Origin of the sequence: Lacrimispora algidixylanolytica (genome assembly GCF_003609635.1) — a bacterium.
Classification (GTDB): Bacteria; Bacillota; Clostridia; order Lachnospirales; family Lachnospiraceae; genus Lacrimispora; species Lacrimispora algidixylanolytica.
On the sequence record NZ_MCIA01000032.1, the window covers coordinates 234,438 to 247,591 of the forward strand.

General features: G+C 40.3%; 11 protein-coding genes. 8 read left to right on the top strand and 3 right to left on the bottom strand.

What is annotated here, in order from left to right:
* Positions 1 to 61 precede the first annotated feature (61 nt).
* Positions 62 to 748: a DUF554 domain-containing protein gene (locus BET01_RS18145; RefSeq protein ID WP_120198282.1), complete on the bottom strand. Its 687-nt coding sequence runs from the start codon at positions 746 to 748 to the stop codon at positions 62 to 64.
* A 199-nt stretch (positions 749 to 947) separates the two neighbouring features.
* Between BET01_RS18145 and BET01_RS18150 the strand changes: the two genes are divergently transcribed.
* The 7 genes from BET01_RS18150 to BET01_RS18180 all read left to right on the top strand — a co-directional run bounded on the left by BET01_RS18150 (position 948) and on the right by BET01_RS18180 (position 9,035).
* Complete coding sequence (locus tag BET01_RS18150; protein WP_120198283.1) at positions 948 to 1,787, top strand: MerR family transcriptional regulator; 840 nt, start codon at positions 948 to 950, stop codon at positions 1,785 to 1,787.
* A 195-nt stretch (positions 1,788 to 1,982) separates the two neighbouring features.
* Positions 1,983 to 2,873, top strand: a complete 891-nt coding sequence (locus BET01_RS18155; protein ID WP_120198284.1) for a DUF4397 domain-containing protein — start codon at positions 1,983 to 1,985, stop codon at positions 2,871 to 2,873.
* Between the two features lie 87 nt (positions 2,874 to 2,960).
* The gene (locus BET01_RS18160) at positions 2,961 to 3,356 is read left to right on the top strand and encodes a GntR family transcriptional regulator (protein WP_120198285.1); all 396 of its coding nucleotides are present in this window, start codon (positions 2,961 to 2,963) and stop codon (positions 3,354 to 3,356) included.
* Positions 3,353 to 4,252 carry an ABC transporter ATP-binding protein gene (locus tag BET01_RS18165; protein WP_120198286.1) on the top strand — a complete coding sequence of 300 codons (900 nt, stop codon included), beginning with the start codon at positions 3,353 to 3,355 and terminating at the stop codon, positions 4,250 to 4,252. The genes BET01_RS18160 and BET01_RS18165 overlap by 4 nt, the downstream gene beginning before the upstream one ends.
* Entirely contained in the window at positions 4,227 to 6,419 is a 2,193-nt protein-coding gene (locus BET01_RS18170) for a DUF6449 domain-containing protein (RefSeq protein WP_120198287.1), read from the top strand. Before BET01_RS18165 ends, BET01_RS18170 begins: the two co-directional genes overlap by 26 nt.
* Positions 6,420 to 6,491: 72 nt before the next feature.
* Positions 6,492 to 6,980 (top strand): zinc ribbon domain-containing protein, encoded by a 489-nt coding sequence (locus tag BET01_RS18175; protein ID WP_120198288.1) that lies wholly within the window; start codon positions 6,492 to 6,494, stop codon positions 6,978 to 6,980.
* 138 nt (positions 6,981 to 7,118) lie between these two features.
* Positions 7,119 to 9,035: an LTA synthase family protein gene (locus BET01_RS18180; protein WP_120198289.1), complete on the top strand. Its 1,917-nt coding sequence runs from the start codon at positions 7,119 to 7,121 to the stop codon at positions 9,033 to 9,035.
* 31 nt (positions 9,036 to 9,066) lie between these two features.
* Here BET01_RS18180 and BET01_RS18185 read toward each other — a convergent pair whose 3' ends face one another.
* Positions 9,067 to 10,173, bottom strand: coding sequence for a DUF362 domain-containing protein (locus BET01_RS18185; protein WP_120198290.1), 1,107 nt, complete (start codon positions 10,171 to 10,173; stop codon positions 9,067 to 9,069).
* A 155-nt stretch (positions 10,174 to 10,328) separates the two neighbouring features.
* Here BET01_RS18185 and cls point away from each other — a divergent pair, with 155 nt between their 5' ends.
* On the top strand, positions 10,329 to 11,879 hold the full coding sequence (gene cls / locus BET01_RS18190; protein WP_120198291.1) for a cardiolipin synthase: 1,551 nt from the start codon (positions 10,329 to 10,331) through the stop codon (positions 11,877 to 11,879).
* Positions 11,880 to 12,371: 492 nt separating this feature from the next.
* Here cls and BET01_RS18195 read toward each other — a convergent pair.
* Positions 12,372 to 13,154 (bottom strand): hypothetical protein (locus BET01_RS18195; RefSeq protein ID WP_243117268.1); only part of this gene is annotated, 783 nt, incomplete at its 5' end.

The window sequence follows — 13,154 nt, forward strand, 5'->3', positions numbered from 1 at the left end:
AAATCGCCAGTCCTGTAATGGGCTGGCGATTTTTTTATCTGCTGTCAGTGAGCGGGAACTCTTAAGCATAGGGGAAAATATGAATCAGTAGAAACCAGGCGATAGGAACCAATAGTGCAGGCAAGAGATTAAGCGTCTGAAAGGATTTGATCTTTAGTATAGATAATCCAGAAGCCAAAATCAAAACCCCTCCCACTATAGAAATCTCAGTCATAAATTCAGGCGTGAGAAAGGGGGCAACTTGATTGGCGAGTAGATAAATACTTCCTTGCCAGACAAATAGCACCAGAGCAGAAAATGCGATGCCTGGTCCATAGGTGGAAGCTAATACGATTGAGGTTACCAGATCCAGAGTGGCATTGGTAAATAAATAAGTATTGTTTTGATTCAGAGCACTTTCGATTGGTCCTAAAATCGATAAGGTTCCAATACAAAAGAGTACAATTGCCGTGGATAAACCCTGTGAAAGATTCGTTTTAGAATATCGTTCTACCAATTTACGAAAGGTCTTATCAATATCAATCGCAGTACCTAAAATGCCACCTATAGCAAGACTTACAATAAAAAGAACCGGATAATTGCTGTTTGACATATTTTTCACCACAGCATGTACTCCGAGAGCGGTTGCAGCCAGCCCCATAGCGTCATAAAGAATGTTCTGATATTTCTCTTTCAATCCCTTTTTAATCACACTTCCCACCATACTGCCAACAAGAATCATGCCTGCATTCACAAATGTTCCAATCATTATGATTCTCCTTTCAACTTAAAGATATAGGAAGTATAAACCCTCTAGTGAATAGAGAGTCAAACCCTATTTCATATGGCCTTATGATTAAAATATTGCTGAAATACCTATTGTAAGATAAAATATAAGGATAGAACCCAAAGGGAACTGGATTTAGAATAAGATAACTAAATCATTTAATATCAGGAGGCGTTGAAACATGTCAGATAAAAATTGTAAGGAAGTTGGTAAAAAGACGTTATTTACCATAGGGGAAATGGCCCGGCTTTTTCACATGAATATACGAACGCTTCGGTATTATGATGAAATTGGAGTCTTAAAACCGGAATATGTGAATGAGGAAACAAATTACCGTTACTATTCTACGGTTCAGTTTGAGCGCCTGAATACAATCAAATATCTGCGTGCTTTGGATGTCCCTTTGGAAAAAATCTTGATTTTCTTAAATGAGAAAGAAGTTAGTACAATATTATCAATTTTTGAAGAGCAACGTGAGCGAGTATTAAAAAAACGTGAGCAGCTATCACGGATTGAAAAGAAAATTACGAATCGCATGGAACAAATAGAAGCTGCATTAACAGCTCCATACGGACAAGTTATAGTAAAGCAGATACCGCAAAGAGAGATTGTTTTATTAGAGAAGAAAATTACTCGTGAGGAGGATCTAGAGCCACTTATCCGGGATATAAGCAAAAAAACTTACCTTGATGATGCTATCTTTCTTGGGAAGGTGGGGGTATCGGTTAGCCAGGAGGATTTAAAGAATGGAGAGTTTAAGTATTTTTCTTCTATTTTTGTAATCTTGGAGGACGAGGATGATTTCATGAACAAAGACGTGGTATTGCAGGAAGGTGTGTATGCAACGGTTCGATATCGTGGTACCCATGAAGAGGCCTCCTCTTATTATGCCATGCTTTTAAATTATCTTATGGACTCAGGTTTGCATATAAAAGGGGATTCCATTGAGATAACAATGATTGATGCTGGAATGACAAACGACCATAACCAGTATGTTACAGAATTGCAGATACCAATTTAATAAAAAAGCTCCTCATCCGTGAAAAATAAATAAATATTTAACGAAAAAGCTAAGTAATCATAAAACGAATTCAGCGATAATATTCATAAATATTTTCTTGTTCTATGGTTTAAGACAAACAAAAGCAAGAAGACAGGCACTGCTCATTATTGTAAGAATAAACTTATTATATAACGATTATATATGAGGTTTTCTATGGGTACTATAATTTATATGAATAATGGTCCTGATTCAGGCGAAATCACAAAATCAACACCTCAGCAGTCCTCAAAAGAACTGAAATTTGCGCCTGACGTTGGGAATGATGATACATCAACTGAGACGGGACCTGTTTCTCCAGATGGAGAGCAGCCAAACATATTGGTACCGGATCCTCAGGTAGAATCGCCTGCTTTTGATCCTTACTCTCCTGATGAAAGTGGTAATGCCGGTACGTGGAACTCGATTATTACGATGTTTCCAAAGCCAATTATTCCTTGCTATTTTTGCGATTCAGATCAGGTAGGGCTTGTAAGGCTTCTAAATGCAGCGGCAAACTATCCTCCTTTTATGGTATATATTAATGATCAACTGGCGGTTGAGGGGCTGGATAACGGGGATATGAGTCAATATGGAAGGGTATCTGCTGAGACCCAGACCATTAGTGTAACGGATGACAATAACTATGTGTATATAAAAAAACAAATTCAGGTACCTACAAATGGAGCCATAACTGTGGCAATTATCAATACGGATACAGGTCTAGATATCATGGTAATTGATGATTATTTGTGCAACGGAGGCATTAATACTGGGTGCTTTCGGGTTTGCAACCTTTCGATAACGAACAGAAAGATAAATGTATTGCTCAACGGAGGAAATATCATTTACCACGATGTAAATTACATGCAGGTAACAAATTTCCAATACGTCACAAACGGTTACTATATGGTGTCTGTGACAAGCAGCAGTATCTACAGCGGTAATATTATATTGACTTCTAACATTTATATTAGAGGGAATGTTTCTTATACCATGTATGTTTTTAACTGGAGCCTGGAACAAAATGCCATACGTATTCTTATTGTAGAAGATCGAAGAAGTTAAAAATTGGAAACCTCTGGTTGACAGATCAGAGGTTTTTTGCTATCCTTAGTGTATTAGATGTATTAATACAGATATAGGAGGTCGAATATGATATTGCTGGACTATAAAGATCGCAGGCCGATATATGAACAAATTGTAGAAAAGTTAAAGGACTTAATGATATGTGGCGTATTGGAACAAGATAGTCAGCTTCCGTCTGTGCGGAACCTTGCCACTGATTTATCCATAAATCCCAACACCATTCAAAGAGCTTATGCAGAGCTGGAGCGAAGGGGTTTTATTTATTCAGTGAAAGGGAGAGGAAGCTTTGTGGCAGATACAAGTTCCATTCAGGCACTAAAGAACAATGAGCTTAGGATTAAGCTTGGAGAATGGATTGATGAGGCCAAAAGATCAGGTTTTACAGAAGATAAAGTCCATACTTGGATTGCTAAAGGCTGGATAAAGCAAGAATATTTAACAGGGGGAGGAGAGATAGAATGATAAAAGCTGATAATATTACGAAAAAATTTGATAACATTGTTGCCGTCGATCGCGTAAGTGCTGAGATAAAGGACGGAAGTGTTTTTGGTTTGATAGGAACCAATGGAGCAGGAAAGAGTACCTTTCTTAGAATGATAAGCGGAATATTAAAGCCGGATGAAGGAATTGTAACCTTTGATGGAGAGCCGGTTTATGAAAACGAAGAGGTAAAAGGGCGCTTCTTTTATATTTCCGATGACCAGTATTATTTTAATAATGCCACACCATCTGATATGATGAACTATTACTCCAGGGTTTATAAAAAGTTTGACAGGGAGCGTTTTCGCAGTCTGATGGAGAAGTTTGGACTTGATATGAGAAGAAAGATTCAGACATTTTCAAAGGGAATGAAGAAACAGCTTTCCGTGATCTGCGGAATCTGTGCAAATACGGATTATCTACTTTGTGATGAGACCTTTGACGGATTAGATCCAGTCATGCGCCAGGCGGTGAAAAGTCTTTTTGCCAATGATATGGCGGAACGGAATTTGACTCCCATTATTGCGTCCCATAACTTAAGAGAGCTTGAGGATATCTGTGATCATGTGGGCCTTCTTCACAGGGGAGGAATTCTTCTTTCAAGAGATTTAGATGATATGAAACTTAATATTCACAAGGTGCAGTGTGTATTAAAAGAAGGTATGACGGAAGATGACTTAACTGCGCTAAACCGCATTAAGACGGAAAAAAGAGGTAAGCTCTATACCTTAACGGTTCGGGGAAGCAAAGAAGAGGTAGAGGAATTAATGGATTCCTACCAGACAGTCTTCTACGAAATGATTCCATTATCTTTAGAAGAAATCTTTATTAGTGAAACGGAGGTGGCCGGTTATGACATCAAGAAACTTATTTTTTAATTTGTTAAAAGAAGATGTAAAACAGCGCCTTTGGTCTGTGGCAGTTGCTTTTTTATTATTTTTCTTCACGCTTCCAGTGGGAGTAGCCTTAAACCTAGGAGATGGAATTAAGGATGAATTGACCAGGAAAAATACAATAGCAGTTGTTGAGAAGTGGTTGAGCTTTCAGAATGGATATATCGTAGCAATTATTATTCTTTTGTCCTTAATCATGGCAGTGACCAGCTTTTCCTATCTGCATTCCAGACAGAAAGTGGATTTTTATCACAGTGTACCAGTGAGTAGGAAAAAATTGTTCTGGGCTAATTATTTCAATGGAATTTTTATTGTAATTGTTGCTTATGCTTTTAATTTATTGATTTCATATGGCGTTGCCGCGGTCAATGGTATTTTGACGTCAGAAATCGCAGGAGCTGGAATAAAGGGTCTTTGCCTTTTCGTAATCCATTATTTCCTTCTGTATACAGTAACTGTGCTTGCCATGATTTTGACAGGAAATATTTTAGTAGGAATTCTTGGCACTCTGGTATTTGAGTTTTATGGAGCCAGTGTTTTCGCTATTTTAGAATTATGTTATCAACAGTTTTTTGAAACCAGTTACCAGGGAAGCAAATCCTTATTTACTATGATGTTAGATAAAACGTCCCCTTTGTTCTTCTTTGTGGCAAATGTGGCTGGTATGAAATCTGGTAGGACTTTAGAAGGGTCTACACTACGGATTGTTGTGGTTATTGTTGTGACTGTGATATTGGCTTTCCTTTCTTTCTGGCTTTATAGCAAAAGGGGATCAGAATCTGCTGGAAAAGCCATGGCTTTTAAGATAAGCATGCCTATTATACGAATTCCCATTGTAATCCTTGCCTCCCTAAGTGGAAGTATCTTTTTCTGGTTAATTCATTCTACCTTGGGTTGGGCCGTATTTGGACTTATCTGTGGACTATTGCTATCACATTGTGCCATAGAGATTATCTATCATTTTGATTTCCGTAAGCTCTTTTGTAACTGGAAGCAAATGCTTGTGTGTGCGGTTTTTGCAGGAGCCATATTCTTGGGCTTCCGTTATGACCTTTTTGGATATGATCGTTATGTTCCGGCAAAAGATTCAATCAAGTATGTTGGCATATCCTTTGAAAATGCCAATGACTGGATTAACTACGGTGGAATAGAAGTGCCTCAGGATGAAATGGATCGTTATGATTGGAAATATATAACCTCAGATGATTACATTTTTAGCCATATGCAATTAAAAGATACGGAACCGGTCCTTACACTTGTCAACGAAGCCATAAGTCAATTAAAAGACAGCTCTCGGTTCAACCAGCAAGAGTTACCTGTTGATGACGATGGGAAGAATGTAAGAACTTATAGGTTCTCAGTGAAGTATACTCTTAATAACGGAAAGAACATTTATCGCACGTATGAAGTGTCGGGAGATATGTACCGTCAGGAGATTGTACAGTTATATGAGAATCCTGAATTCAGGCAGGCGGTATACCCCATACTCGCCCAGACAACGGACGACACCGCTGGCGTCAAAATTGCTAGAGGAGGTCAGACTTCAGTGGTGAGCATGGATAGAAACGGAACAGATAAGGCTATAACAGATAAATTACTCTTAACTTATCAGGATGAGCTTATGAATTTGAAAGCCGATACCATGCAAAAGGAAAATCCAATTGCGTCCATTCAATTTATAACAAAGCAGCAGGCAGAAGTGGCAAAACTTAAGACAGATACCCAGAATAATTGGCAATACAGCCATCTAGTTGAAAGAGGGTATTATCCTATTTATCCATCCTTTATAAAGACTCTTGCTCTATTAAAGGAATATAAGATTGATGTAGATAGTTGGAATGACTTAAATCGAGTCAATGAAATTAATATTGATAAGTTCCAGTTCTACATGTATAAGGAAACAGGGGAAAATACGGATTCCCAGTATTTGACCATCTCTGATCCGGAAGAAATTAAACAGATTATGAAAGATGCGGTTGTGGAGGAGTATTCTAACATGAATCCATTTATTGATTACAGGTATGATCCGGTGAACTTTTCTGCTGTTTCAACATCTGATGGAAGCAAAATTGAGATACAATACACAATCCCTAAAGATAAACTTCCAGAAACGTTAAAAAATGAGATTCAAAAGATAATTAAAGAACAGTAAGCAGTCTTTCATTGACTTTTTCTTCCAATAAAGTTAAAATAAGGGAAGTAAAAGTCAAAGGAGGAGTCACGGATGGCATTTTTGGAAGAGCTGGGGAAGACACTCAGCGATACCGGCAAAGAGGTCGCTACCAAGGCAAAAGCGTTGACTGAGACGATTCAGTTAAAGACACAGATCAGTGCTGAAAAAACGAAGCTAGATGAAGCTTATGCAGTCATCGGAAAACAATTCTATGAAGCGAACGAAGAACCAGAGGAAGCGTATGCAAAGGCTTACGAAGCCATCAGGGCCAGCCGGGAAAGAATTGCCGCTCTGGAGATGGAACTGACCCAAAGCGAGGGAACCCGTATCTGTGCAGAGTGTGGTGCAAAGATTCTAAAGGATTCCTTTTACTGCGGGAAGTGCGGGGCACACGTAAAGGAAGCCTCCGCAAGTTCGGTAACGAATGAAGAGACATTTGTGGAACCAGAAGAACCCGTATTATCGGAAGAAGAGAATCTAGCTTCTGGGATCAACAAGGTGAATGAAGAAGCGTTTGAATCTACGGAAGAAAAGAATTAATTATTTCAGGGATCGGCTTTGAAGCCGGTCCCTGTTTTTGTCAATTTTTGCTTTTTGTAAAAAAGTATGTAAATTTGATGTAAAATGTGATAGACTAGACCCGACTCACTAATGATTAAAGATATAAAGAGGTATAATATGAAATCAAATGTCAGGTGGCTAGGAAAGCTTCTATTTCTTTCTGCCCTAATTAATATACTGATTGAACTGGCGGCCAGAAAATCTCTGACGAGCCTTTATACCTATATGCGAAATGGATATCTAATTTTTTTGTTGAATACCATAATCATGCTACTGCCTTTTACTTTGGTATTTATCACAAAAAGAAAGGTTTTCAGCTGTATCGCTATATCGGTCATGTGGATATTTTTGGGAGTGACAAACGGGATATTACTTATTTTTAGGACAACCCCCTTTACAGCGGCGGATTTTCGACTGGTTAAGTATGCCGTCAGTTTGGCTACCGTTTATTTTACTTGGCTACAAATTATATTGATGGTACTTGGGTTTGCCCTTGCAGCAACGTTACTTTTGTTTGTTTGGCGAAAAGCGCCGATATCCAAAGATAAAGTAGGGTATCGATTGGGCTCGGTTATGATAATCGCATGTGCCGTAACTGTTCTTGGTGCGACTAGTCTATCCATGAAAACTGGCCTTGTAGCGGTTCATTTTGGTAATATTGGAGACGGATTTAGGACGTATGGGTTTGCTTACTGCTTTTCCAATTCAATCTTTAATACAGGAATCTCTAAGCCTGAAGGATATAGTAATGAAGCCATGGAGACTATTAAAGATAAAGAATTGGTCCAGGATAATACCTTTGCTTTATTAGAAGGCACTAAACCAAATATTATTATGATTCAATTGGAATCATTTTTTGATCCTATGTTGTGGAAAAAGAATCCTGTAAAACACGATCCAATTCCATTTTTTCACCAATTGCAGAAGAATTATCCCAGCGGTTATTTGAATGTACCAGTCGTTGGTGCTGGAACTGCCAACACTGAATTTGAGTCTATCACTGGAATGAATCTGGATTTTTTTGGCCCGGGAGAATATCCATATAAGACTGTGTTAAAGAAGACTTCGGCAGAAAGTGTTGCATTTGATCTGAAAAATATTGGTTACAGTGCTCATGCGATACATAATAATGAGGCAACCTTTTATGACAGAAATAGGGTGTTTTCACAGCTTGGCTTTGATACATTTACACCCATTGAGTATATGAATAATTCAGAGCGAAACCCAACTGGCTGGTGTAAGGATAAGATTTTGACTGGAGAAATTATTAAAACTCTGGATTCCACTCCTAGCCCTGATTATATTTACACCATATCTGTACAGGGGCACGGGAAATATCCGAGTTTTGAGTATTATTGTCAGCAGATCGGTGAGATGGATGAGTTTGTGCGTTCTCTAGTAAATACCCTGCGAACCAGGAAAGAACCTACGGTCTTGGTTATGTATGGAGATCATTTGCCTGGATTTCAATGGTCTGAAAATGAGATGAAGAACGGTTCTCTTTTCCAGACGGAATACGTGGTATGGAATAATATGAATCTTCCCGTTGTAAAAAAGGATGTGGAGGCGTATCAGCTTGCTGCGCATGTCCTTGATATGCTGAATGTTCATGAGGGAACGATGATGAGATTTCATCAGAAGCATCTAAAAGATAAGAATGCGGACAATGAAGGCTATTTAAGGGATATGAAAACACTAGAGTATGATATCCTTTATGGAGATCATGAAGTATATGGTGGGGTAAATCCATACCCAACTTCAAATCTAAAAATGGGTGTGGATAACATCACCATTGATCATGTGGTTTATAACGATTCCAATGTGCTGATATACGGAAATAATTTTACGCCATACTCCAAAGTATGCTTAGATGGTAAAATGACAGAAACCACCTTTGTATGGCCCCAATTAATCATTGCGAAAAACGTTCCTGAGCATAAAGTGGTTGATTCTGAAATATCGGTATGGCAGATTGGAAGAGACAAGGTGCCTTTAAGCGAAGCTGGAACCTTTCGCTTTAAAGCTGAGGAATAAAAAAGAGAGAGCATGGCTCTCTCTTTTTGCATTAAACCGTAATTAATTCATATTCTTCATTGCCCAGGCCAATTTTCACAGCATGTTCGATGGAAGATTGCCAGTTTGTGTTTGGATGGGTATCTTTAAAGTGATCGTGGTGATGGCTTCCATGTTTCTCCAGAATGCTTCCTGCCATCACAGGCTGCTGATTTACGGCATTGGCACACGCCATATCAAGAGCGACTGGATCAAAGGATGCAAACATGCCTACATCGGGGATAATAGGGATATCATTTTCCGAATGGCAATCGCAATAAGGAGAGACATCCATAACTAGACTGATATGGAAGTTTGGACGATCTTTTATGACTGCCTGGGTGTATTCCGCAATCTTATAGTTTAAGATATCATTGGATTCATCAAAATTCGTTTCGACTGCATCCACTGGACATACGCCGATACAACGGCCGCAGCCCACGCATAGGTCATGGTTAATAGTAGCAATCTTTTCTTGAAAGGAAATGGCACCATGGGCACAGTTTTTCTCGCACGCATGACAGCCGATGCAAGCTTCTTCAAACACATGAGGTTTTCCAGAGTTGTGCATCTCCATCTTGCCAGCCCTTGAACCGCAGCCCATTCCGATGTTTTTTAATGCGCCTCCAAATCCAGTGCTTTCATGTCCCTTAAAATGAGTGAGAGAAATAAAAATATCAGCGTCCATTATGGCTCTTCCAATTTTTGCTTCCTTTATGTATTCCCCATTTACTGGAACAAGACTTTCATCCGTTCCCTTTAATCCGTCGGCGATTAAAACATGGCAGCCAGTAGAAAAAGGAGAGAAGCCATTTTCGTAAGCGGTATCCAGATGATCTAAGGCATTTTTACGGCTTCCTACATATAAGGTGTTGCAGTCTGTTAAAAATGGTTTGCCGCCTTGTTCCTTTATAAGATCAATCACAACCTTCGCATAATTGGGGCGCAGATAGGAAAGATTACCAAGCTCTCCAAAATGAATTTTAACTGCCGAATATTTATTATGGAAATCAATCTGCTCCATCATTCCAGCCGTTGTTATCAGTCGTTTGAGCTTTTGTGGCAGGTTTTCGCGAAAAGTGGTACGAAAGTTTGTGTAATAAACCTTTGATTTATCCATGACCGGTCTCCTTTTGATAATTTTTATTGGTTTCATTATACTGTAGTTGGGGTGGTAATTCAAGAAGTGAATTGGTACTTTATTTCCATTTCCATATATGATAAACTAATAGGATCATATTGAAGTTTTTAGACGGGCATATGGAGGTTAAGAGTATGAAACAAATCAGGGGGATGCTGAGGATCATTTTTGGCCGTACTACATTTGGAGTTGTATCTCTTATTGCTCAAGTGGCCATACTTTTTTGGGTTTTTCGCTTTTTAAGTCGCTACATCGTGTATTTTTATGGTGGTTTTACACTGTTAAGTGCACTGGTCATTATTTACATTCTCAACAAGGAGGAGAATCCTAGTTTTAAGCTCTCTTGGATGATTCCAATTGCTGCAGTTCCTGTTTTTGGGATTTTGTTTTATCTGTTTGCGGAGTTTCAAATTATTGGTAAACTTATCAATAAAAAACATCAGGCCAATATGGAAGAAACGGAACAATATTTAAAACAAAATTCAAAAGTCATGGATCAGTTAAGTAAGATTAGCAGGCAGGATGCGAATTTGGCCAGATATATTAAAAATACTGGTCATTATCCTGTTTATGGTAATACAAATGTCCGGTATTTTTCTCTGGGCGAAACCATGTTTGAGGCGATGAAAAAGGAACTGGAGGCTGCAAATCGGTTTATTTTTATGGAGTTTTTTATCGTTGAGCGAGGTCAAATGTGGGACGAGATTCTCGGAATTTTAGAGAAGAAAGTGAAAGAAGGGGTAGAGGTTCGTTTCATGTACGATGGAATGTGTTCTCTAACTCTCTTACCCAGCGGCTATGTAAATGAATTGAAGGAAAAGGGGATAAGTGCCAAAGAATTCTCTCCCATCAAGCCTGCGTTAACCACTTACCAGAATAACCGGGACCATCGAAAGATACTTGTGGTAGATGGTCACACCGCTTTTACAGGTGGTGTTAATCTGGCGGATGAATATATTAACCGGAAGGTGCGTTTTGGTCACTGGAAGGATACGGGAATCATGATGAAGGGAGATGCGGTTACCAGCTTTACCATGATGTTTCTGGAGATGTGGGATATCTCAGAGAAGGAACCGAGTGATTATGGGAAGTATCTAAAAGATCCAGAGTATTTTTACCCACTGGAGCTTAGTCGTGAGGGATTTGTGATTCCTTATGGGGACAGCCCTTTGGATGGGGAAACGATAGGTAAACAGGTTTATTTGGATATCATTAATTCAGCCAGACAATATGTATATATCATGACACCGTATCTGATTCTTGATTATGAAATGGTAAAGGCTCTTACATTTGCGGCCAAACGAGGGGTTGAGACAGTTATCATCATGCCACGTATACCGGATAAAAAATATGCATTTCTGCTTGCCAGGTCCCATTATCTGGAACTGATTCGCGCAGGTGTTCAAATTAGTGAATACAAGCCAGGTTTTATTCATGGTAAGGTATTTAGCAGTGATGGCACAAAAGCTGTGGTGGGAACTATAAATATGGATTTTAGAAGTCTTTATCTTCACTTTGAATGTGCTGCTTATTTATATCGTAATGAAGTAATCCGGGATATCAATCGGGATTTCAAGGAGACTTTGAAGGAGTGCAGAAGTGTCAGTCTGGAAGATGTAAGAAGCTATCCCTGGCATGAGAGATTTGCAGGGCGTGCATTAAGGCTATTTGCTCCTCTTATGTAGAAGGAGTCCAATAAGGATATGAATCATATGATTTTATAGTAAATATGCGCCGGAGGTGTTAATTCCGACGCATATTTTTGTTGGTGATTTTTAGTTTCAGAAATGTTTCGTGTTTGGTGCTTTACGGTACTGCAACTTCCAAGATAACAATATTTGCAATTACTGGAGTCGTACCCAAAAATACAGTCTGACCAGTTGTATTAACAAGTTGGAGGGTTGCAGGAATAGCTCCCACTGTGACTAATGCCGATCCGTTTAACTGACCTGTAACGATTGGTGAACTTGAAGCTATACCACCGCTACCATTAATCTCAAGCGTGAATTCTACAAAAGTGGATGGGCCTGCTCCGTCTGTGGAGACCCACCATGTTACATAATAATTACCTGTAGCATTAATTGTAGCAACACCTGTAGCGGTGTTGTAAGAAATATTAAGGCTTTGATCGTTTAAAACAGCATTAAAGATAACAGGGCTTCCATCTGCTACCTCCCCTACCTCCGCACCGACTGTAAGCTGAGCCTGAAGTCCTCTAAGCTGAGCTGTAGGTGCAATAGGTCCAGTAGGTCCGGTAGGTCCAGTATCGCCGGTAGGCCCAGTAGGTCCAGTGTCGCCGGTAGGTCCAGTAGCACCGGTAGGTCCGGTAGGTCCAGTATCGCCGGTAGGCCCAGTAGGTCCAGTGTCGCCGGTAGGTCCAGTAGCACCGGTAGGTCCAGTAGGTCCAGTATCGCCGGTAGGTCCGGTAGCACCAGTAGGTCCGGTAGGTCCAGTATCGCCGGTAGGCCCGGTAGGTCCAGTATCTCCGGTAGGTCCGGTAGCACCAGTAGGTCCGGTAGGTCCAGTATCGCCGGTAGGTCCGGTAGCACCAGTGGCGCCAGTAGGTCCGATAGGTCCAGTATCGCCAGTAGGTCCGGTAGGTCCAGTATCGCCGGTAGGTCCGGTAGCACCAGTGGCGCCAGTAGGTCCGGTAGGTCCAGTATCGCCGGTAGGTCCGGTAGGTCCAGTATCTCCGGTAGGTCCGGTAGCACCAGTAGGTCCGGTAGGTCCGGTAGCGCCAGTAGCGCCAGTAGCGCCAGTAGGTCCGGTAGGTCCGGTAGCGCCAGTAGCACCAGTAGGTCCAGTAGGTCCAGTAGCGCCAGTAGCGCCGGTAGCACCAGTAGGTCCAGTAGGTCCGGTAGCGCCAGTAGCGCCAGTAGCACCAGTAGGTCCAGTAGGTCCAGTAGCGCCAGTAGCGCCGGTAGCACCAGTAGGTCCAGTAGGTCCAGTAGCGCCAGTAG

Excerpts from the sequence above, each read along its gene's own strand:
- BET01_RS18145 (WP_120198282.1), bottom strand. The coding sequence starts at position 748 with ATGATTGGAACATTTGTGAATGCAGGCATGATTCTTGTTGGCAGTATG.
- BET01_RS18150 (WP_120198283.1), top strand. The coding sequence starts at position 948 with ATGTCAGATAAAAATTGTAAGGAAGTTGGTAAAAAGACGTTATTTACC.
- BET01_RS18155 (WP_120198284.1), top strand. The coding sequence starts at position 1,983 with ATGGGTACTATAATTTATATGAATAATGGTCCTGATTCAGGCGAAATC.
- BET01_RS18160 (WP_120198285.1), top strand. The coding sequence starts at position 2,961 with ATGATATTGCTGGACTATAAAGATCGCAGGCCGATATATGAACAAATT.
- BET01_RS18165 (WP_120198286.1), top strand. The coding sequence starts at position 3,353 with ATGATAAAAGCTGATAATATTACGAAAAAATTTGATAACATTGTTGCC.
- BET01_RS18170 (WP_120198287.1), top strand. The coding sequence starts at position 4,227 with ATGACATCAAGAAACTTATTTTTTAATTTGTTAAAAGAAGATGTAAAA.
- BET01_RS18175 (WP_120198288.1), top strand. The coding sequence starts at position 6,492 with ATGGCATTTTTGGAAGAGCTGGGGAAGACACTCAGCGATACCGGCAAA.
- BET01_RS18180 (WP_120198289.1), top strand. The coding sequence starts at position 7,119 with ATGAAATCAAATGTCAGGTGGCTAGGAAAGCTTCTATTTCTTTCTGCC.
- BET01_RS18185 (WP_120198290.1), bottom strand. The coding sequence starts at position 10,173 with ATGGATAAATCAAAGGTTTATTACACAAACTTTCGTACCACTTTTCGC.
- cls (WP_120198291.1), top strand. The coding sequence starts at position 10,329 with ATGAAACAAATCAGGGGGATGCTGAGGATCATTTTTGGCCGTACTACA.